The organism is Massilia terrae, assembly GCF_024753145.1.
GTDB classification, from domain to species: Bacteria; Pseudomonadota; Gammaproteobacteria; order Burkholderiales; family Burkholderiaceae_D; genus Telluria; species Telluria terrae.
Genome location: NZ_JANUGU010000001.1, coordinates 1,252,714 through 1,271,974, shown reverse-complemented (window position 1 = coordinate 1,271,974; position 19,261 = coordinate 1,252,714). Strand labels below are relative to the sequence as shown.

General features: G+C 66.1%; 15 protein-coding genes. 11 read left to right on the top strand and 4 right to left on the bottom strand.

Annotated elements, in window-relative coordinates; genetic code table 11:
• Positions 1-5 precede the first annotated feature (5 nt).
• Positions 6-362, top strand: a complete 357-nt coding sequence (gene sorB, locus NX778_RS05475; protein ID WP_258810652.1) for a SorB family sulfite dehydrogenase c-type cytochrome subunit — start codon at positions 6-8, stop codon at positions 360-362.
• Between the two features lie 66 nt (positions 363-428).
• On the opposite strand, the gene NX778_RS05470 is transcribed toward sorB, so the two are convergent.
• Complete coding sequence (locus NX778_RS05470; RefSeq protein ID WP_258810651.1) at positions 429-2,813, bottom strand: TonB-dependent receptor plug domain-containing protein; 2,385 nt, start codon at positions 2,811-2,813, stop codon at positions 429-431.
• Positions 2,814-2,976: 163 nt separating this feature from the next.
• On the opposite strand from NX778_RS05470, the gene NX778_RS05465 reads away from it, so the two are divergent.
• The 3 genes from NX778_RS05465 (at position 2,977) to NX778_RS05455 (ending at position 6,955) form a co-directional block, all read left to right on the top strand.
• Positions 2,977-4,374, top strand: coding sequence for a metallophosphoesterase (locus tag NX778_RS05465; RefSeq protein ID WP_258810650.1), 1,398 nt, complete (start codon positions 2,977-2,979; stop codon positions 4,372-4,374).
• 201 nt (positions 4,375-4,575) lie between these two features.
• The gene (locus NX778_RS05460; RefSeq protein WP_258810649.1) at positions 4,576-5,763 is read left to right on the top strand and encodes a cation:proton antiporter; all 1,188 of its coding nucleotides are present in this window, start codon (positions 4,576-4,578) and stop codon (positions 5,761-5,763) included.
• Between the two features lies 1 nt (position 5,764).
• Positions 5,765-6,955, top strand: a complete 1,191-nt coding sequence (locus NX778_RS05455; RefSeq protein ID WP_258810648.1) for a YbdK family carboxylate-amine ligase — start codon at positions 5,765-5,767, stop codon at positions 6,953-6,955.
• Here NX778_RS05455 and NX778_RS05450 read toward each other — a convergent pair.
• Complete coding sequence (locus NX778_RS05450) at positions 6,897-7,394, bottom strand: MarR family winged helix-turn-helix transcriptional regulator (RefSeq protein WP_258810647.1); 498 nt, start codon at positions 7,392-7,394, stop codon at positions 6,897-6,899. The genes NX778_RS05455 and NX778_RS05450 overlap by 59 nt on opposite strands.
• A 62-nt stretch (positions 7,395-7,456) precedes the next feature.
• On the opposite strand from NX778_RS05450, the gene NX778_RS05445 reads away from it, so the two are divergent.
• From NX778_RS05445 to NX778_RS05425, 5 genes are all read left to right on the top strand, one after another.
• Positions 7,457-8,794, top strand: coding sequence for a chloride channel protein (locus tag NX778_RS05445; RefSeq protein WP_258810646.1), 1,338 nt, complete (start codon positions 7,457-7,459; stop codon positions 8,792-8,794).
• 101 nt (positions 8,795-8,895) lie between these two features.
• Positions 8,896-11,328 carry a penicillin-binding protein 1A gene (locus NX778_RS05440; protein WP_307727912.1) on the top strand — a complete coding sequence of 811 codons (2,433 nt, stop codon included), beginning with the start codon at positions 8,896-8,898 and terminating at the stop codon, positions 11,326-11,328.
• 264 nt (positions 11,329-11,592) lie between these two features.
• Positions 11,593-11,916 (top strand): thioredoxin family protein, encoded by a 324-nt coding sequence (locus NX778_RS05435; protein WP_258810645.1) that lies wholly within the window; start codon positions 11,593-11,595, stop codon positions 11,914-11,916.
• Positions 11,913-13,220: an MFS transporter gene (locus NX778_RS05430; RefSeq protein ID WP_258810644.1), complete on the top strand. Its 1,308-nt coding sequence runs from the start codon at positions 11,913-11,915 to the stop codon at positions 13,218-13,220. The genes NX778_RS05435 and NX778_RS05430 overlap by 4 nt, the downstream gene beginning before the upstream one ends.
• 22 nt (positions 13,221-13,242) lie before the next feature.
• Positions 13,243-13,617: a DoxX family protein gene (locus tag NX778_RS05425; RefSeq protein WP_258810643.1), complete on the top strand. Its 375-nt coding sequence runs from the start codon at positions 13,243-13,245 to the stop codon at positions 13,615-13,617.
• Between the two features lies 1 nt (position 13,618).
• Here NX778_RS05425 and NX778_RS05420 read toward each other — a convergent pair whose 3' ends face one another.
• Positions 13,619-14,461: a DUF481 domain-containing protein gene (locus NX778_RS05420; RefSeq protein ID WP_307727911.1), complete on the bottom strand. Its 843-nt coding sequence runs from the start codon at positions 14,459-14,461 to the stop codon at positions 13,619-13,621.
• Positions 14,462-14,611: 150 nt separating this feature from the next.
• Positions 14,612-15,904, bottom strand: coding sequence for an NCS2 family permease (locus tag NX778_RS05415; RefSeq protein ID WP_258810641.1), 1,293 nt, complete (start codon positions 15,902-15,904; stop codon positions 14,612-14,614).
• 337 nt (positions 15,905-16,241) lie between these two features.
• Between NX778_RS05415 and uxaC the strand changes: the two genes are divergently transcribed.
• Together uxaC and NX778_RS05405 are read left to right on the top strand one after the other, a co-directional pair.
• Positions 16,242-17,636, top strand: a complete 1,395-nt coding sequence (gene uxaC, locus NX778_RS05410; protein ID WP_258810640.1) for a glucuronate isomerase — start codon at positions 16,242-16,244, stop codon at positions 17,634-17,636.
• Between the two features lie 15 nt (positions 17,637-17,651).
• Positions 17,652-19,250 carry a UxaA family hydrolase gene (locus NX778_RS05405; RefSeq protein WP_258810639.1) on the top strand — a complete coding sequence of 533 codons (1,599 nt, stop codon included), beginning with the start codon at positions 17,652-17,654 and terminating at the stop codon, positions 19,248-19,250.
• The last annotated feature ends 11 nt before the right edge of the window (positions 19,251-19,261 follow it).

Below are 19,261 nucleotides of genomic sequence, written 5' to 3'. Positions count from 1 at the left end.
CTGCCATGACGATGACGAAACGAGCAGTCCTGTTCGCGGCGCTGGCCTCGGCGCTGGCGATTGCGCACGCGGTCGAGATCAACCTGCCGCCCGAGACCGCGACGTTCAAGCCGAGCACGCTGCCGGGCTACCAGCTGGTGCAGAAGAACTGCATGACCTGCCACTCGGCGCAGTATCCGTCCACTCAGCCCCCAAGCATGAATCGGGCATACTGGGAGGCGACGGTGAAGAAGATGAAGAAGCCGTTCGCCGCGCAGTTCGATGACGCGGAGATTCCGGCGATGGTGGACTATCTGGTCAAGACCTACGGGAACGAACAGCCCGGTGCGAAGCAAGCGCCTGCGGCGAAGCCCGGAACCTGAACTATACGGTTCGTCGTTCCCGCGGAGGCGGGAACGACGTTCTTGGTTAAACTTCAGCTACAAGGCTTACCAGCTATATCCTGCTTTCGCGTAGAAGAAGCGGCCGTTGAAGCCATTCGGCGCGAACCCGCTGTACGGCTGGATGCCGCCGTTGTTCAGGTTACCTTTCGACGTGATCTGTGCCGGATAGCGGTTGGTGACGTTGTCGACGCCTGCGCTCAGGCGCCAGTTGCGGTCCACCTTCACGCTGGCCGACAGATCCAGCACCCATTGCGGATCATACTGCTGGTCCAGCGTCGCATCGTTCTGCGGCACCGTGAAGCGGCCGTAGCGCGTGACCACCGCACGTCCATTCCACTGGCCACGGGTGTAATCCGTCGATAGGCTCAGCTTGTCCTTCGGCGAACCGACCGTGGTGCGGTTGATGGTCTGGCGATCGACCAGCAGCAGCTTGTACTGCGTGAGCAGCGCCGGATTGGCAGCCACGCGGCGCACGTCGTTCTGGTTGTAGTTGTAGCCGACCGTGAAGTCGACGCGCGCACCTTGCTGCAGCGGCAGGCGGTAGGTGCTGACCACATCCACGCCCTTGGTCCGGGTGTCGAGCGCATTGGTGAAGTAGCGCGCCGCGCCCACGGTGTAGCCTTGCGCCGCGAGAATGGCCTTGAGCGCATCCGGCAGCTGCAGGTTGGCCGAGAACAGGATGCGGTCGTCGATATCGATGCGGTACAGGTCGACCGAAGTCGTGAAGTATGCCGACGGCTGGTACTGCACGCCGATCGACAGGTTGCGCGCCTTCTCGGGCTTGAGCGGCACCGCGCCCAGCGCCGATGCCGCGCGGCTGCCTACCGCGAAGGTGCCGGTTTCGACCGGCGTGTTCACGCCATTGACGACCATGAAGTTGGTGGTCGTGATGGTGTAGTCCTGCTGCGCCAGTGACGGCGCGCGGAAGCCGGTGGAGGCGGTGCCGCGCACCGACAGCGCCTTGGTGAAGGCGTAGCGCGCCGAGGCCTTGGCCGAGGTGGTGTCGCCAAAATCGGTGTAGTGCTCGTGGCGCACGCCCAGGCCGGCGGACAGCTGCTCGGTGACGTCAGCCTCGAGGTTCAGGTACAGCGACTGGTTGTTGCGGCCGTTCTTGCCCGCGTTCTCGGGACGGAAGCCGGCGAAGCCCTGCGAGCCGGTGCCGGTCCACGACGCTTCCTCGCCGGCGCCGATCTTGTAGGTCTCGTGACGCGCCTCGTAACCCAGCGCCACCGTCAGCGGACCGCTGAAGTACGACACCGGCACCTCGCGTGCCACATCGAGGTTGAACTGGCTCTCGGCCGCTTGCAGGCTGCCCGCATGGAAGTGGGTCGGGCTGGCGGCGCCCAGGGTCTGGTTGATGGTGTTGTCGAGGTCCAGCTTGAACTCGTTGCTGCCGTAGTTCAGGCTCGCGTCCCAGCGCCAGCCGGCCAGCTCGCCACGCAGGCCGGTGACCACCGACTTGTCGGTCGAGGTGCTGTCCTCGAGCGGCAGGAAGCCGTTCGGGAAGATGGTCGGCGAGCGCAGCGCGCCGCCGTTGTAAGCAGTGCGCCAGGTGGCGGCGGCCGAGGTATAGCGGTGGCCGTAGTTGGCAAAGCCGTACCACTCGAGGTCGTCGTTGATGCGGTACTGGCTGTTGACGAACAGCGTGCGCGGGCGGCTTTCCGGATCGCCGAGGCGCTGCGTGACCTGGCCGTACAGCGGCTCCTTCGGATTGCGGAAGTCGGCGCCGGCGCGGTTGGTCGGGTCCTTGTCCGCCACTTCGGCGGCCAGCCTCACCCAGCCGTTGTCGCCGAGCGCGAAGCCTGTGCTGCCTTTCAGAGTCCACTGCTTGCCGTCGTGCTTCTGGTACTCGCCCCAGCCGGCTTCGACGTCACCGCCCTTGGCGCCTTTTTTCAGGATGATGTTGATGACGCCCGCGATCGCATCCGAGCCGTATTGGGCGGCGGCGCCGTCGCGCAGCACTTCAATGTGGTCGATCGCTTCCAGCGGGATCGCGTTCAGGTCGACCGGCGCCGAGCCGCGGCCGAGCGTGCCGTTGACGTTGATGACAGCGGAGGTGTGGCGGCGCTTGCCGTTGACCAGCACCAGCACCTGGTCAGGCGACAGGCCGCGCAGCTGGGCCGGACGCACGGCATCGCTGGCATCGGCGCCGGACGGGCGCGGGAAGTTCACCGACGGCAGCAGGCGGCCGAGCACGGTGGCCAGCTCGGTCGAACCGGTGGATTGCAGTTCCTTGGCGCCGATGACGTCGACAGGCGATTGCGAATCGAGGGTGCGGCGGTTTTTGGTGTAGGTGCCGGTAACGACCACTTGCTGGATCTGTTGTTCTTCGGCGGCGGGTGCCTGGGTCTGGGCGTGGGCGCTGAAGGCGCCGGCAAGGCTGAGTGCGAGCACCGTGAGGCGCGGCGCGTGGCGGAGGGTCTGGTTCATTTTTCTTCTTTCACAACTTGTTGCAGAGGTTCGAAGCCTAGCAGCCGCGGCAACTTGCCCGCCAATACACTTTGCTTGTTTGCTTATTCTCCAAAGGAAATATGCATTCTCCCAACACTGGAATCCGTATGGTAAATTTCACCCTTTCGCATCCCATCTTGTTATGAAATCATCGACTTTTGGCCCAGGCGCCCTGACTCTGCTCGCGCTGTCGCTGCTGTCCGGCTGCGCATCGTTTATCAAGCACGAGGCCGAGCCGGAAGCCGCCTTCGTGGTGCTGGGCGAGCAGGGCAAGGCGATCGCGCGCGCGATCACCACCGCGCCCGCGTGCCCGTCGTTGTCGGTCGATGGCCATGCGCGCGCCATGAATGTGCGCTCGCCGCTGCAGGCCATCCCGCCGCGCCCCGGCGCCAGGCTCCACCAGCCTGCGTCCACTGCCGTGATGAGCTGCGAAGCCGCGATTCCCGCCGGCGCGCGCCAGGTCCTTATCGCCGGGCGCGCGCTGCCGCTGCCGAAGGCCGAGCCACAAAAAATCGTCGTGATCGGCGATACCGGTTGCCGCATCAAGAACCACGAGGTCCAGGACTGCAATGACGAAAAAGCTTTCCCGTTCGCGCACATCGCGGCGGCGGCGGCAGCGTTCGGGCCGGACCTGGTGATCCACGTCGGCGACTTCCACTACCGCGAAGAACCCTGTCCCGCGGACCGTCCCGGCTGCAAGGGCAGCCCCTGGGGCTACGGTTGGGATGCCTGGAACGCCGACTTCTTCCAGCCGGCGAAGCCGCTGCTGCACGCCGCGCCGTGGCTGGTCGCGCGTGGTAATCACGAGAGCTGCGATCGCGCCGGGCAGGGCTGGTGGCGCTACCTCGACCCGCACGCCATCAAGCCGAACGGCATGTGTGACGACCCGAATGACGACCTGGTCGGCGACTACAGCGATCCGTACGCGGTGCCGATCGGGCCGGGCGCGCAGATCATCGTGTTCGACACCGCCAATACCAGCTACAAGGGCTTCAAGGCGGGCGATCCGCGCCGTGCGATCTACGCCGACACGCTGCGCAAGGTGCAGGCACTGTCGCGCCAGGCCGGCTACAACATCGCGCTCGACCATCATCCGCTGTTCGCGTTCGGCGCCACCGAGGACAAGAAGACCAAGGCGATTTCGCTGTTTGGCGGTGACAAGGGGCTTCTGGAAGCCTTCGGCGACGTGGAACCCGACTTCCTCCCGTCCGGTATCAGCGTGCTGCTGTCCGGCCACGTGCACCTGTGGGAGCAGACCAGTTTCGGCGGCCGTTTCCCGACCCAGTTCGTGGCCGGCTTCTCCGGCACCGACGAAGACATCCTGCCGCTGCCAGCCGCCGTGCCGCCCAGCGAGACTCCGGCGCCGGGCGCCGTGGTCCAGCACATGAGCTCATGGATCGACGGTTTCGGCTTCATGACGATGGAGCGCACCGGCCCGCAGGATTGGCTGGTGACCGTGCGCGACCGCGACGGCCGCGAGCGCAATACCTGCCGGGTGCACGGCAAGGAGTCTTCCTGCGAGATCGCGCAAGTTAAGTAGGACTTGTCCTACGTTAGGGTAAAAATTGTTGCGAAAGGAAACAATTTCGGGCAGTATAGGCCGGTCGGAACGTCATCTTTCGGATGGCAATCTCGATCAGCGATGAGGGGATAAACACGCCTCTTGGTCCCCCGGGAACCTTCCCCGGGGGCATTTTTTCGGTGATCAGTCCGGCGCTTCCCCTGGCTTCCCAAAGACTGCATGATCGAATTCCTCTCCCCGCTTTACCAACTCGCCTGGCCGTTCGCGCTGGCCGCCTCGTGGCTGGCCGGCGAAATCCTGTACCGCTTCCTCGGCATGCCGCGCATCGCGGTCTACGCCCTTGGCGGATTCCTGTTCGGGAATCTCGCCGCCAGCTATCTGCCGCCGTCCGAGGCGGGCGCCTTCCTGCTGCTGGCGAACTTCGGCTTTGGCCTGATGCTGTTCGAACTGGGCTACCGCATCAACCTCGGCTGGCTGCGCCACAACCCGTGGATCCTCATCACTGCGCTGGCCGAGAGCCTGTGCACCTTTGGCGCCGTGTATTTCGTCGCCACCTTCTGCGGCCGTCCGCCGCTGGCTTCAGCGCTGCTCGCCTCGCTGGCGATGGCGGCCTCGCCGGCGGGCCTGGTCCGCGTGATCAACGAGCAGCACAGCTCCGGCCAGGTGACCGAGCGCGCGCTGCACCTGTCGGCGTTGAGCTGCGTGCTGGCGGTGTTCACTTTCCGCGTCGTGATCGGGATCGGCGTGTTCCAGACCGAGGGCGACGTGCTGCATGCGGCGTGGAGCAGCCTGGTGGTGCTGGCGGTATCGGCAAGTTTAGGCGGCCTGTTCGGAGTGGTGGTCCCGGTGTGGCTGCGCTCCTTCGAGGATGGCGCACGCGACGCCACGCTGGCGTTCACCATCGCCGTGTTCCTGCTGGTGCTGCTCACGCACGTGCTCAAGTTCGAACCGGTGCTGGCCGCGCTCACTTTCGGCATCGTGGCGCGCCATCGCCGCATCGTGCTGTCGCCGGCGCAGCGCAACTTCGGCGTGCTGGGCGACCTGCTGTCGGTGCTGCTGTTCTTCTACGTGGCGGCCACGCTGTCCTGGGGGCAGGTGCTGAGCGGCTTCGCGCTCGGCCTGCTGCTGGTGCTGGTGCGGGCGCTGGTCAAGACCCTGATGTGCACCGTGTTCGCGCGGGTCTCCGGCATCACCGCCCGCAAGGGCATGTTCACCGGACTGGCGCTGACGCCGATGGCGGTGTTCGCGATCCTGCTGCTGGAGCAGACCCGGCGCCTCGGCGTCGACCTGTTCCACAGCCTGGCGCCGCTGGCCGCCATCGCCTTGCTGCTGGAAGTGGCGGGGCCGCTGGTGACCCAGCGCGCCATCCAGCTCGCGCATGAAGCGCGCACCGTTCGGGAGAAATGACATGCCATTGCCAACCTTTGCATCCTCGCCATCGCTGACCATGGGCGTGGAGCTGGAGCTCCAGCTGGTCAGCCTGTCCGACTTCGACCTGGTGGCGGCATCGCCAGACATGCTCGAACTTCTGGGCCGCAAGCCGTTCCCCGGCAACGTGACGCCCGAGATCACCCAGAGCATGATCGAAATTAACAGCAGCGTGCACAGCAAGCATACGGAACTGCTGGCCGAGCTGCGCGAGATCCGCGACAAGCTGGTGCAGGCCGGCGACCGCCTCAATGTCGGCGTGTGCGGCGGCGGCACCCATCCATTCCAGCAGTGGTCGCAGCGGAAGATCTTCGCCAAGCCGCGCTTTCGCGAGGTGTCGGCGCTGTACGGCTACCTCGCCAAGCAGTTCACGGTGTTCGGGCAGCATGTGCACATCGGCTGCAGCTCGGGCGACGAGGCGCTGTTCCTGCTGCATGCGCTGAACCGCTACATCCCGCATTTCATCGCGTTGTCCGGATCCTCACCCTTCCTGCAGGGCGCCGACACCCAGTTCACGTCGGCGCGCCTGAATTCGGTGTTCGCCTTCCCGCTGTCGGGCCGGGCGCCTTTCCTGCTGACCTGGGAATCGTTCGAGCGCGACTACTTCGCGCGGATGGAGAATACCGGCATCGTGCGCAGCATGAAGGACTTCTACTGGGACCTGCGGCCGAAGCCCGAATACGGCACCATCGAGCTGCGCGTGTGCGACACGCCGCTGACGGTGGAGCGCGCGGCGGCGCTGGCCTGCTACCTGCAGGCGCTGTGCCGCCACCTGCTGGCGCGCGAAGAAGCGCCGCCGCTCGAGGACGACTACCTGGTCTATAACTACAACCGCTTCCAGGCCTGCCGCTTCGGGCTGGACGGCACCATCGTCCATCCGCAGAGCCACGAACAGTTGTCGCTGCGCGAAGATATCCTTGCCACGCTGCGCCGGCTGGAGCCGCATGCCGAGGCGCTCGGCAGCCAGGCCGCGCTGGAGCACCTGTACCGTGAGGCGAATGAAGGAGGCGATGCCCAGCTGCTGCGCGAAGCGTTCGACGACGCAGGCAGCGCCGAGGGCATCGTGGACGAGGCCTTGCGCCGCTTCCGCGGCGAGGATGAAGCCTGGCTTGCTACATCTGCTGCGACATCATCACGCTGGCGGCGGATTCGTCGGCTTCGAGCGCGGTGATCAGGGCGCCCAGGTCCTGTTCGAGGCGGGCCAGCGTGGCGGGATCGAGCGAGGACAGGGCATCGGGCAGGACGCCGGTGAAGGGCATGGGGGCGGCCTTGAGCACGTCCTCGCCCGGCGGCAGCAGGCGCAGCGCGACGGTGCGGCGGTCCAGGCTCTCGCGGCCCGCGCTGACCAGGCCGCGCTCGATCAGGGCGCGCGTCAGGTTGCTGGCGGTGGACTGGTGGATGTCGAGTTCGCGCGCCAGCTCGGTGACGCCGATGCCGGGTGTGCGCTGGATGACCGCAAGCGCCCACAGCTGGGCGCCGCCGACGCCGGCTTCCCGCTCCACCTGGCGGAAATGGGATTTGACCGCATTGAATACAATACGGAACTGGCGCAGCACCCGCGTAGCAGGTACTGGCGCCGCAGCGGTATCGGTTTGGATTTGATCAGGCATGTACACATGATAACGGAAAGTTTCAGGATTTCGGTGGTTCGGAACACAACGGAGCGCAGCGCATGAGCCATTACCCGCATTTGTCCGGGGCGGCGCTGCGCCGGGAGTTCGCCGACTGGCGCCTGTGGTGGGGCCGCGGCGTGGTGGTTGCGATGGCGGTGCTGGCCGGGCTGACCGTGGTCGGCTTCACCTCTTTGTGTGAGTTTGCGGCCGGCTTGTTCGGAAAGCTGTACCCGGCGCACTGGTGGTTGCCGCTGCTGGTCAGTCCGGCGGTGGCGGCCGGCGTGGTGTGGCTAACTCGCCGCGTCGCTCCCGGCGCGGCCGGTTCCGGCATTCCGCAGGTGATGGCTTCACTGGAGCCGGAGGCCAGGTCGGGCGTGCGCGGCCTGTTCGTGTCGCTGCGGCTGACCGTCGCCAAGATCGTGCTGACCGCCGGCGGGCTGCTGGGCGGCCTGTCGCTGGGGCGCGAGGGGCCGTCGGTCCAGATCGCGGCGGGAGTGATGCTGCAGGCGCGCCGCTTCATGCCGCCCGGCGGCGCGGTCAATGCGCACGGCCTGCTGGTGGCCGGCGGCGCGGCCGGCATCGCGGCCGCCTTCAATACTCCGCTGGCCGGCGTGATGTTCGCGATCGAGGAGCTGGCGCGTTCGCCGGAGCGCCGCAGCAGCGGCCTCCTGATCGCCGCCATCGTGCTGGCCGGACTGATCGCGGTGTCGGCTCACGGCAACAGTACCTATTTCGGCGTGATCCACGCGCAGCAGGTCGGACTGGCGCTGCTGGCGCCGGGCCTGCTGGTGACGGTGCTGGCGGGGCTGGCCGGTGGCGGCTTCTCGCGGCTGCTGGTGGCATCCATGAGCGGGCAGGGCAAGGACATCTTTACGCGGCTGCGCAACAGCCGTCCGGTGGTGTTCGCCGCGGTGTGCGGCCTGCTGGTCGCCACGATCGGTATCGTCACCGCCGGCGCCACCTTCGGCAGCGGCTACGCCTCGACCCGCCGCATGGTGGAGGGCGCGGGCGCCATGCCGTTTGCCTATGCGCTGTTCAAGTTCTGCGCGACCTGGATCACGTCCTGGTCCGGCGTGCCGGCCGGGATCTTCGCGCCATCGCTGGCGATTGGCGCGGCAATCGGCAACGACGTGGCGCTGCTGACCAGCCATGCACAGGTGCCTGCCCTGATCGCGCTCGGCATGGTCGGCTTCCTGGCCGCCGCCACACAGGCGCCGCTGACCGCCTTCATCATCGTGATGGAGATGGTGGATGGGCATGCGATGGTACTCAGCCTGATGGCCTGCGCCCTGGTGGCGCGCGTGGTCGCCCGCACCGTCAGCCCGCCGCTGTATCCGACGCTGGCGCGATTCCAGCTGGCCCGTATTCCGCCCAAGGAAGAGCCGGGCGCTAAGTGAGGCCGCCAACCGTGGAGCGGCAGCGGGTCGGCTATACTTGCCGTTCTCTCTAGCGAAGCAGGTAAATACAAGTGGCCGAGGAAGAAACAAGGGGTAGCCGGTTGCGGCGGCATGGCAAACGGCTGCTGGACGCGGCTACCAGGATGGCGCAGGCGGGCTTCGGCCATGCCCATGCGCGGCTGCAGGGCCGCAGCACGGCGCAGCAGGCGGCGCTGATCTTTCTCTGGAGCCTGCTGGCCCTGATCATCGCCGGCGCCATCTTCGTGGTGTCGCTGATTCCCTTCACGCCCGGTATCTCGACCCTGAAACAGGCGCGCATCGCCCAGCCGACCGTGGTGCTGGCCGCCGACGGCCGGGTGCTGGCCAGCTTCGAGCAGGGCCTGCAGGAGCGCGTCAAGCTGTCGCAGATTTCGCCGAACGTGATCAATGCCCTGATCGCGACCGAAGACCGGCGCTTCTACGACCACCACGGCGTCGACTTCACCCGGGTCGGCGGCGCCATGCTGGCCAGCCTGCACGGCGATACCCAGGGCGGCTCGACCATCACCCAGCAGCTCGCCCGCAATATGTTCCCCGAGGAGATCGGACGCTCGCGCAGCCTGACGCGCAAGGTCAAGGAACTGATCACTGCGATCAAGATCGAGAACACCTACAGCAAGACCGAAATCCTGGAGATGTACCTGAACACGGTGCCCTTCCTGTACAACACCTTCGGCATCGAGATGGCGGCGCGCACCTACTTCAACAAGCCGGCGGCGCAGCTGGACGTGCTGGAAGCGGCGACCCTGGTCGGCATGCTGAAGGGGACCAACTACTACAACCCGGTGACCAATCCCGACCGCTCGATCGAGCGCCGCAACGTGGTGCTGGCGCAGATGCTGAAGGTGGGCGTCTTCAATGAGGCGCGCTACAGGCAGCTGGTGAAGCGTCCGTTGCGGGTGCGCTTCACGCGCCAGGCCGAGCACAAGAACACCCAGGAGAACCATTTCACCGCCTACGTGCGCAAGTGGCTGATCTCGTGGGCTGACGAGAACGACTACAACCTGCAGCAGGACGCGCTGGTGGTGCACACCACGCTCGACTACGACCTGCAGCAGGCCGCGATGCGCGCCGTCGAGCGCGAGGCCGACGCGCTGCAGGCGGTGGCGGACGTCGAGTGGGGCGAAGCATCGCCTCCCGGCGCCAGTTCGGTGGGCGCGTACACCGGCATGCGCGACGAGGTCGCCCCGTTCGCCTATTTCTGGCGCTCGCACGCCGACCTGCTCGACCAGTTCGTGCGCGAATCCGGCGCCTACCGCCGTGCGGTCGATGGCGGCGAATCCGACGATGCGGCGTTCAAACGCCTGAAGGCTGACCACGATTTCATGAGCCGCCTGAAGGCCAGCAAGACCCGGCTTGAAGCGGGCTTCGTGGCGGAAGACCCGAACACTGGCGAGATCAAGGCCTGGGTCGGCAGCCGCGACTTCCAGCGCGACCAGTACGACCACGTGGCGCAGGCCGCGCGCCAGCCGGGATCGACCTTCAAGCCGATCGTGTACGCGGCCGCGCTCGAGCGCGGCATCACGCCCGACCATCCCTACCTGGACGCGGTTCGCGACATCAAGGCCGCCGACGGCAGCATCTGGCGCCCGACCGACATGAGCGGCACCACCGGCCGCGAGTTGACCTTGCGCGACGGCCTGGTGTACTCGAAGAACACGATCACGGCGCAGGTGATGCAGGATGTGGGCTTGAGCCCGATCGTGAAGCTGGCGCAGTCGATGGGCGTCCGCCAGAGCAAGCTGGCCCAGGTGCCTTCGCTCGCGCTGGGCACCAGCCCGGTGACGCTGCTGGAAATGGTCAACAGCTATTCGACCATCGCGGCGCAGGGCGAGTACCGGACGCCGGTCTTCATCAAGAGCATCACCGACCACGACGGCAAGGTGCTGGCGGAATTCGGGAAGGATGCGCCGCAACGCGCACTGTCGCAGGCATCGGCGGTGACGCTGATCGACATGATGCGCGGAGTGGTCAACCGCGGCACCGGCACGGCGGTGCGCTACCGCTTCGGCATCACGGCGGACGTCGCGGGCAAGACCGGCACCACGCAGAACAACGCGGATGGCTGGTTCATCCTGATGCACCCGAACCTCGTCGCGGGTGCATGGGTGGGCTTCAACGACACGCGCGTCGCGATGCGCAGCGCCTACTGGGGGCAGGGCGGGCACAATGCGGTGCTGCTGGTGGGCGACTTCTTCAAGAATGTGCTGGACAGCGGCAAGCTGGATCAGGACGCGCTGTTCCCGGGCGGGCATAAGGCCGCGCCGGTGCAGAGGGCGCAGGAGCCGGAGCCGGAGCAGGACATGGAAGAGTCGGGTGATCTGCAGCGCGAGGGTGCGCCGGTTCCGCAACCGCCGCAAGCACCCATGCCGCCTGAAGAGGACGAAGAGCAGCCAGCGCCGGTGCCGCAGCCGCAGCCGGTCCGCCCACTGCCGCCGCTGCCGCAAGCCCCACCGCAACAGCAGCAGCCGACGACGGGTAACCCGCTGTTCTAAGAACCCCACAACAGTACGCGCACCATAAACGCCGTCGTCGTCTCGTTCATATTGATGCGGGATCGGTCCTGCTGGCCGCGGTCGTTCAGGTTGTCTGCCATGGCTTCCTCCTGAATAGCGATTCCGGTTCCAGTGTGAGCGCCGCAGCTCCATGCTTCCGTTCGCCGTTTCACGTTCGGGCCGCCTGCGGCGCGCGGCTTGGGGTGGTGCGCGATACCTCTTTTGAGGTACGCTTGCCATATCAGCATGATCAGGAGTGTACGCATGACCCAGCCTTACGAAACGGGCCAGCCCGAGCGCAGTGCGATCGACGCGCTGCCCGGCCCCGTCGCCCTCGACTTCGGCACCAACTGGTGCGGCTACTGCCGCGCCGCCGAGCCGCTGATCGACAGCGCACTGGCCGCCAGCCCGTCGTTCCGCCACATCAAGGTCGAGGACGGACCGGGCCGCGCGCTCGGCCGCTCGTTCAAGATCAAGCTGTGGCCGACGGTGATCGTGCTCAAGGACGGGCAGGAGGTCGCGCGCGTGGTGCGTCCGGCCGATGCCGACGAGGTGCTGGAGGCGCTCGCCAAGGCGGGCGGCGCATGACGGCCGCGGTAGCGGCGCGTCCGGTCAACCGACCGGCGACGGTGCTGTTCGCCAGCCTGGCCGGCACCACCATCGAATTCTTCGACTTCTACACTTACGCCAACGCGGCGGTGCTGGTGTTCCCGAAGCTGTTCTTCCCGGCCGCCGATCCCACCGCGGCCAGCATGCAGTCGCTGGTCACGTTCGCGATCGCCTTCCTCGCGCGGCCGTTCGGCTCGGCCATCTTCGGCCACTTCGGCGACCGCATCGGCCGCAAGGCGACCCTGGTGGCGGCGCTGCTGACGATGGGGATCTCGACCGTCGTGATCGGCCTGCTGCCGACCTACGCCGACATCGGCATGGCCGCGCCGCTGCTGCTTGCGCTGTGCCGTTTCGGCCAGGGCCTGGGCCTGGGCGGCGAATGGGGCGGGGCGGTGCTGCTGGCGACCGAGAACGCGCCACCCTCGCGCCGCGCCTGGTACGGCATGTTCCCGCAACTGGGTGCGCCGATCGGCTTCTTCCTGTCGTCCGGTGTGTTCCTGCTGTTGTCGGCGACGCTGACCGACGCCGAGTTCTTCGCCTGGGGCTGGCGCGTTCCCTTCCTCGCCAGCGCGCTGCTGGTGCTGGTCGGGCTGTACGTGCGCCTGACGCTGACCGAAACCCCGGCCTTCCAGGCGGTGCTCGACAAGAAGGAGCTGGAGCGCGTGCCGGCGCTGGCCGTGCTGCGCGATCATCGCCGCGCGCTGGTGCTGGGCACCTTCCTCGCGGTCGCGACCTTCGTGCTGTTCTACCTGATGACCGTGTTCACCATGGTCTGGGGCACCGGGCCGCTGCATTTCTCGCGCAAGCAGCTGCTCTTGCTGCAACTGGTGTCGGTGGTGTTCTTCGGCCTGACGATTCCGCTGTCGGCCGTGATCGCCGACCGCCGTGGCGCGCGCGCGGCCATGATCCTGGTGTCGGTACTGATCATCGTCTTCGGCCTGTTCATGAAGCCGCTGTTCGGCTCGGGCCACATGGCCCTGATGACCGTGTTCATGGTGCTCGGATTGTCGCTGACCGGGCTGACCTACGGCCCGCTGGGTACGCTGCTGTCCGAGCTGTTCCCGGCCGAGGTGCGCTACACCGGCTCCTCGCTCAGCTTTAACCTGGCCGGCATCATCGGCGCTTCGCTGGCGCCCTATGTCGCGCTATGGCTCGCCAAAAATTACGGCGTTCAATATGTCGGGTATTATCTGAGTAGCTCGGCCTTGCTTAGCCTGGTTGCGCTGCTGCTGACCGCGAGGCCACGGATCGGCGCCGCCACGCTGTCGCGCGAGCACGCCTGAAATTACCCAAGGGAGGCATGTCATGGAACGCGTTCTTGAATTAGGCGCCCGTATCCTGATGGCGCAGATCTTTCTCGTTTCCGGCTTCGGCAAGATCTCTGGCTACGCCGGCGTCCAGCAGTACATGGAAGCCGCGCACGTGCCGGGCATCCTGGCGCCGCTGGTGATCGCGGTCGAGCTGGGCGGCGGCATCGCGCTGCTGCTCGGATTCTGGACCCGCTGGGTGGCGCTGGCCCTGTGCGGCTTCACGCTGGCTGCAGCCTTCCTGTTCCACCTGCATCCCGGCGACCAGGGCCAGATGATCAACTTCATGAAGAACCTGGCGATGGCCGGCGGCCTGCTCATGTTCGTGAAATACGGCGCCGGCACGCCGTCGATCGACCGCGCGCGCAGCTAGATCAGAACGAGTAGACCACCGTCAGGGAGGTCTGGGTATCGGTGTTCTTCTTGTCGACCGGGACGCTGGTGTCGCTGCGCAAGGAGAACCCGGCCTTCATCTGCATGGTGTCGTTGATCTTGGTCGACAGCGCGGTCTCGGCGATGGTGTGGGTGTTCGAGGTGCCGTGCTCCACGCTGAAGTTCTGCGCGAACCAGGCCGACGACGACAGCGCCCAGCGGAACAGGGCCGCGCCACGTACCGTCATCCCGCTTTCGCTGGGAGCGGCGGCGTGCGCGCCGTGGAAATAGCCCGGGCCGATCTCGACGTCCAGGGTCTTGGACTCCGATTTGAACAGCTGGGAGCCGTAACCGACCGACAGGCTCGAATACTTGGTGTAGGCGCCGAATTTGTCGTCCACGTGCGAGCCGAGCACGAAGGCGCGCTGGCCTTCGCCCAGCAGCTTGAACGCCGCCTTGGCCGACAGCGCATAGCGCTCCGCCGAACGTTCGCGGGTGCGCGTGCCGTCGGCGTTGTGGATCTCGTCTTCCTTGAAATAGCCGCTGGCGATGTATTCGTCGCTCCAGTTGGAGGTCTCGTGGCGGGCGTCGATCTTGCCGGTCACGGAGGTGCCGTTGGTGTTACCCGAGGTGGTGATCGCGCCCAGTTCGGCGGACGTGAACCAGGAGCCTTCAGCCATCTTGTCGGGCGCCTTCACGGTCAGCGGCGCGTGCACATTGAGTGTTTGCGGCGGTGCGGCCGGGGTGGTGGCCGGCATCGTGTTGACGACGTCGGCGAAGGCAGGGGAGGCAAAAGCGGCAAAGCCGGCGGCGAGCGCCAGCGCGAAAAGCGAATCAGATTTCATAAGCATCTTGGCAGCCATTCGCGGCGCGCGTGGCGCCGGTCCTGGCTCGTCTTTCGTGGGTCGCCCGCATGCGTGGCAATCGGGTGCGTGCTGCGGCTGAGGTGGATATTGTAGCGTCAAAGCGGCGGCGTGTGACATCAGGCCGAATTTTTAGGCGCCGATGTAGATGATCTTGAAAGCAAACAGCGCGGCGATCACCCAGATCACCGGCGCCACGTCGCGCGCGCGACCGGTCAGCAGCTTGAGCACGCAGTAGGTGATGAAGCCGAAGGCGATGCCTTCCGCGATCGAGTAGGTGAAGGGCATGGCCAGAGCGGTGATCGCGGCCGGCACGCTTTCGGTGGTGTCGTGCCAGTCGATGTCGACCAGGTCGCGCAGCATCAGGCAGGCCACGAACAGCAGCGCCGGCGCGGTGGCGTAGGCCGGCACCACGCCCGCCAGCGGCGCGATGAACAGCGCGGCCAGGAACAGCACCGCCACGGTCAGCGCGGTGAGGCCGGTGCGGCCGCCCGCCTGCACGCCGGCGGCGCTCTCGATGTAGGCGGTGGTGCTGGACGTGCCCAGCATCGAGCCGGCCACGATCGCCGCGCTGTCGGCCAGCAGGGCCTTGTTCAGGCGGCCCATCTTCCCTTCGACCAGCAGCCCGGCGCGGTTGGCCACGCCCATCAGGGTGCCGGTGGCGTCGAACAGTTCAACCAGGAAGAACACCAGCACCACATTCAGGATGCCGGACGAGAGCGCGCCCTTGATGTCGAGCTTGAACAGGGTCGGCGAAACCGAGGGCGGGGCCGAGAAGATGCCGTGGAAGGTGTTCCCGCCGAAGAAAAAGCTGAGGACCGTGATGGCCAGGATGCCGATCAGGATCGCGCCGCGCACGCGCAGCGTGTCCAGCGCGACGATCAGGAAGAAGCCGATGATGGCCAGCAGCGGCGCAGGTTTGTGCAGGTCGCCGACTTTGACCAGGGTGGGCTCGCTGGCGGTGACGATGCCGGCGCTCTTCAAGGCGATCAGCGCGAGGAACAGGCCGATGCCGACCGTGATCGCAGTGCGCAGCGAACGCGGGATGCCGGCCACGATCATGCCGCGCAGCCCCAGCACGGTGACCAGGATGAACAGGCAGCCGGAGACGAACACCGCGCCCAGCGCCGACTGCCAGGCGATGCCCATGCCGCCCACCACGGCGAACGCGAAGTAGGCGTTCAATCCCATGCCCGGGGCCATGGCGATCGGGTAGTTGGCGTACAGCCCCATGACCAGGGTGCCGAGCGCCGAGACGATGCAGGTGGCGACGAACACGGCGTCCTTGTCCATGCCCGCGCTGGACAGGATCGAGGGGTTGACGAAGATGATGTAGGCCATCGTCAGGAAGGTCGTGACGCCGGCCACGATTTCCGTGCGGGCGTCGGTGCCGCTTTCCTTGAGCCTGAAAAAGGTATCGAGCATGAATGTGCGGGTCGAGGAGGGCGGCCGCGGCCGCGGGTGTGCGAAGCATATCATCGCCGGCCTTCCGCGGACAGCTCATCCGCGCGCCAGCTCGGCTGTTTAGTCAATCCGCCGAAAAAATTTCATGCTTGGCAAGCTGCGGCAAGGCGAGTTGATCAAATAATCATTGGACTGACCGAAAAAAGATGCGGCCAGACCACTACCTGTGTCATTTTGGTCGTTTGGCCTGACCAATTCCCCGGGAAGCCCTTGCGCGGGCAATATATTCGGCATATTCTTCTGATATATCAGTCTTGGCGCGAGCGATCGCGCCTCTCACGCAAGGAGCTTCGCAGCAATGACCCCATTCATGGACAAGGACTTCCTCCTTTCGACCGACGTCGCCCGCCGCCTGTACCACGAAGTGGCCGCCGACCTGCCCGTCATCGACTACCACTCGCACCTGCAGCAAAGCGAAATCGCCGGCCGCAAGACCTTCCGCAACATCGCGGAGCTCTGGCTCGGCGGCGACCACTATAAATGGCGCCTGATGCGCACCGCCGGCGTGTCCGAGCACTTCATCACCGGCCCGGCCAGCGACAAGGAAAAGTTCAACGAATTCTGCCGCGTGCTGCCGCTGGCGATCGGCAATCCGATCTACCACTGGAGCCACCTCGAGCTGCGCCGCCTGTTCGGCATCGAGCTGCTGATCAATACGAAGAACGCCGATGCGATCTGGGAGCAGGCCAATGCCAAGCTGGCGAAGATGGACACCTGGGCCTTCCTGGAGCAGGCCAAGGTGGAAATCGCCTGCACTACCGACGATCCGGCCGACGACCTGCTGCAGCACGCCGACATCGCCAAGTCGGGCCTGAAGACCCGCGTGCTGCCGGCCTACCGCCCGGACGCCGCGATGCGCATCAATAAGGACGGCTTCCCCGACTACGTCCAGCGCCTGTCCGAAGTCTCGGGCGTGAAGATCGCTTCGTTCGCGACCATGATGCAGGCCCTGGAGAAGCGCGTGGCCTACTTCCACGAGCGTGGCGGCCGCATCTCCGACCACGCGATCGACATCCCGCTGCCGGCCCAGGCCGCGTCCGCCGAACAGCTCGAGGCGATGTTCGCCAAGCGCCTTGGCGGCCAGCTGCTGGATGATCTCGAGGCCGCCCAGTACCTGCGTGGCCTGCTCGAATTCATCGGCGCCGTCTACGCCAGGCACGATTGGACCATGTGCTTCCACATCGGTGCGATGCGCAACAATAATCGCCGCATGCTCGACACCCTGGGCCCGGACACCGGCTACGACTCGATCTCGGACATGACCACCAGCGCCGGCCTGGTCGCGCTGCTGGATGCGCTGGACGCGGCCAAGCAGCTGCCCAAGACCATGCTGTTCAACCTGAACCCGGCCATGAACGAAGTGCTGTCGACCATGATCGGCAACTTCCAGGACGGCTCGGTGGCGGGCAAGGTGCAGTTCGGCCCGGCCTGGTGGTTCAACGACCACAAGCTCGGCAACCTGAACCAGATCCTCGCCTTCGGCAACCACAGCGTGCTGGGCGTGTTCGTCGGCATGGTGACCGACTCCCGCAGTTTCGCGTCCTACCCGCGCCATGACTACTTCCGCCGCCTGGTCTGCCGCCAGCTCGGCGAATGGGTCGAGGGCGGCGAGTACCCGGATGACTTCGAGGCGCTGTCCACCATCGTGCGCGGCATCTGCTACGAGAACGCGAAGAACTACTTCAAGCTGTAAAGCGAACGCATAAAAATGCAAAAAGTTATCTGCATCCACCCGGACGACAGCATGCTGGTCGCCCTGTCGGATCTTTCCGCGGGCGAGATCGTCAGCTGGGGCGATGAGCAAATCCTGATCAGCACGCCGATCAAGGTCAAGCACAAGCTGGCGCGGCGCGCGTTCGTGGCGGGCGACATCCTGACCATGTATGGCGTGCCGGTCGGCCGCGCGACCCATGCGATCCGCCGCGGCGAAGCTGTCACCACCGACAATCTCGAGCACTACGCGGCCGAGGTCGAGCTGGGCGAGTCCAAGCCTTACAGCTGGACGCCGCCGGACGTGAACCGCCTCGAAGGCGCCACCTTCAACGGCGTGGTGCGCGCCGACGGCCGCGTCGGCACCGCCAACTACTGGCTGATCTTCCCGCTGGTGTTCTGCGAGAACCGCAACGTCGAACACCTGCGCAATGCGCTCGAAGGCCCGCTTGGCTATACGTCGAACGATCTCGCCTCGTTCACGCTGTCGCTGCTGGGCGAGGACATGGAAGCGCCGAAACCGGTCGTGCGTCCGTTCCCGAATGTGGATGGAGTGCGCATCATCACCCACAACGGCGGCTGCGGCGGCACCCGCGCCGATGCGCGCTCGCTGTGCAAGATCCTGTCGACCTATGCCGACCATCCGAACGTGGCCGGCATCACGGTGTTCTCGCTGGGCTGCCAGAACGCCCAGATCAAGATGTTCAAGGAGGAGCTGGCCAAGCAGAACGCCGGCTTCGACAAGCCGGTGCTGGTGTACGAGCAGCAGCAGTGGGACAGTGAAGAGAAGATGATGAAGGCCGTGCTGCAGGATACCCTGTCGCACCTGAAGGAAGCGAACAAGGTGGTGCGCCAGCCGGTGCCGCTGTCGCACCTGAAGATTGGCGTGAAGTGCGGCGGTTCGGACGGCTTCTCGGGCATCTCGGCCAACCCCGCCATGGGCTATGTGTCCGACATGATCGTGGCGCTGGGCGGCTCCTCGATCCTGGCCGAGTTCCCGGAACTGTGCGGCGTCGAGGCCAACCTGATCGACCGCTGCGTGGAAGACGACGACAAGCGCCGCTTCCTCGGCATGATGCGCGACTTCGAAGCCAAGGCGCTGGCGGTCGGCACCCATTTCGCCGATAACCCGAGCCCGGGCAATATCCGCGACGGCCTGATCACCGACGCGATGAAGTCGGCCGGCGCGGCCAAGAAGGGCGGCACCTCGCCGATCGTCTCCGTGCTGGACTACGGCGAGCAGACCGCCAAGCCCGGCCTGGCGCTGCTGTGCACTCCGGGCGGCGACGTCGAATCGGTGACCGCGATGGTGGCCTCGGGCGCCAATGTGGTGCTGTTCTCGACGGGCCTCGGCACCCCGACCGGCAACCCGATCGTGCCGGTGCTGAAGATCTCGTCCAACACCCGCGTCGCCAGCAAGCTGTCGGACCTGATCGACTACGACTGCGGCCCGGTCATCGAGGGCAAGCCGCTGCCGGACGTGGCCAACGGCCTGTTCGACATGGTGGTCGCCACCGCCGGCGGCGAATACAAGTGCAAGGCCGACCGCCTGCAGCAATACGACTTCATTTTCTGGAAGCGCGACATCTCGCTCTGACAGGACACTGG

Excerpts from the sequence above, each read along its gene's own strand:
- sorB (WP_258810652.1), top strand. The coding sequence starts at position 6 with ATGACGATGACGAAACGAGCAGTCCTGTTCGCGGCGCTGGCCTCGGCG.
- NX778_RS05470 (WP_258810651.1), bottom strand. The coding sequence starts at position 2,813 with ATGAACCAGACCCTCCGCCACGCGCCGCGCCTCACGGTGCTCGCACTC.
- NX778_RS05465 (WP_258810650.1), top strand. The coding sequence starts at position 2,977 with ATGAAATCATCGACTTTTGGCCCAGGCGCCCTGACTCTGCTCGCGCTG.
- NX778_RS05460 (WP_258810649.1), top strand. The coding sequence starts at position 4,576 with ATGATCGAATTCCTCTCCCCGCTTTACCAACTCGCCTGGCCGTTCGCG.
- NX778_RS05455 (WP_258810648.1), top strand. The coding sequence starts at position 5,765 with ATGCCATTGCCAACCTTTGCATCCTCGCCATCGCTGACCATGGGCGTG.
- NX778_RS05450 (WP_258810647.1), bottom strand. The coding sequence starts at position 7,394 with ATGCCTGATCAAATCCAAACCGATACCGCTGCGGCGCCAGTACCTGCT.
- NX778_RS05445 (WP_258810646.1), top strand. The coding sequence starts at position 7,457 with ATGAGCCATTACCCGCATTTGTCCGGGGCGGCGCTGCGCCGGGAGTTC.
- NX778_RS05435 (WP_258810645.1), top strand. The coding sequence starts at position 11,593 with ATGACCCAGCCTTACGAAACGGGCCAGCCCGAGCGCAGTGCGATCGAC.
- NX778_RS05430 (WP_258810644.1), top strand. The coding sequence starts at position 11,913 with ATGACGGCCGCGGTAGCGGCGCGTCCGGTCAACCGACCGGCGACGGTG.
- NX778_RS05425 (WP_258810643.1), top strand. The coding sequence starts at position 13,243 with ATGGAACGCGTTCTTGAATTAGGCGCCCGTATCCTGATGGCGCAGATC.
- NX778_RS05420 (WP_307727911.1), bottom strand. The coding sequence starts at position 14,461 with ATGAAATCTGATTCGCTTTTCGCGCTGGCGCTCGCCGCCGGCTTTGCC.
- NX778_RS05415 (WP_258810641.1), bottom strand. The coding sequence starts at position 15,904 with ATGCTCGATACCTTTTTCAGGCTCAAGGAAAGCGGCACCGACGCCCGC.
- uxaC (WP_258810640.1), top strand. The coding sequence starts at position 16,242 with ATGACCCCATTCATGGACAAGGACTTCCTCCTTTCGACCGACGTCGCC.
- NX778_RS05405 (WP_258810639.1), top strand. The coding sequence starts at position 17,652 with ATGCAAAAAGTTATCTGCATCCACCCGGACGACAGCATGCTGGTCGCC.